The following is a 602-nucleotide window of genomic DNA, read 5'->3' as shown; positions in this document are numbered from 1 at the left end:
GTGACTTCCGTGGCGTAAGTGCTAAGTCTTTTGATGGACGTGGCAACTACAGCATGGGCGTACGTGAACAAATCATCTTCCCAGAAATCGATTACGATAAAGTAGACCGTGTACGCGGTATGGATATTACTATCACTACTTCTGCGAAATCTGATGAGGAAGGCCGTGCGTTGTTAGAAGCGTTTAACTTCCCATTTAAGAAATAAGGGTGGGGTTATGGCAAAGAATTCTATGAAAGCGCGCGAAGCAAAGCGCACAAAACTAGTTGCTCAGTTCGCTGAAAAGCGCGCGGCACTAAAAGCTATCATCAGTGATGTTAATACATCTGAAGATGATCGTTGGGACGCGGTACTTAAGCTACAAGCTTTACCACGTGATTCTAGCCCTGCACGTCAACGTAATCGTTGTAACATTACGGGCCGCCCACATGGTTTCCTTCGCAAATTCGGCATGAGCCGTATTAAAGTTCGCGAAGCAGCTATGCGCGGTGAAATTCCTGGCCTTAAAAAGGCTAGCTGGTAATAGAATCATGGGAGTAAGACTATGAGCTTGCAAGATCCTATCGCGGATTTGTTCACACGAATTCGTAACGGTCAATCAGC

At 46.0% G+C, this 602-nt stretch carries 1 protein-coding gene and 1 pseudogene; both read left to right on the top strand.

Translation table 11 applies throughout. The features are described from left to right. Positions 1-206: pseudogene (locus tag I6E61_RS13995) on the top strand (50S ribosomal protein L5); the annotation flags it as partial. A 10-nt stretch (positions 207-216) separates the two neighbouring features. Beyond that, positions 217-522 carry a 30S ribosomal protein S14 gene (gene rpsN, locus I6E61_RS13990; RefSeq protein ID WP_010554914.1) on the top strand — a complete coding sequence of 102 codons (306 nt, stop codon included), beginning with the start codon at positions 217-219 and terminating at the stop codon, positions 520-522. The last annotated feature ends 80 nt before the right edge of the window (positions 523-602 follow it).

Source organism: Psychrobacter sp. NZS113, from assembly GCF_015864825.1.
Lineage (GTDB): Bacteria > Pseudomonadota > Gammaproteobacteria > Pseudomonadales > Moraxellaceae > Psychrobacter.
This window is presented reverse-complemented; position numbering and strand designations above follow the sequence as displayed.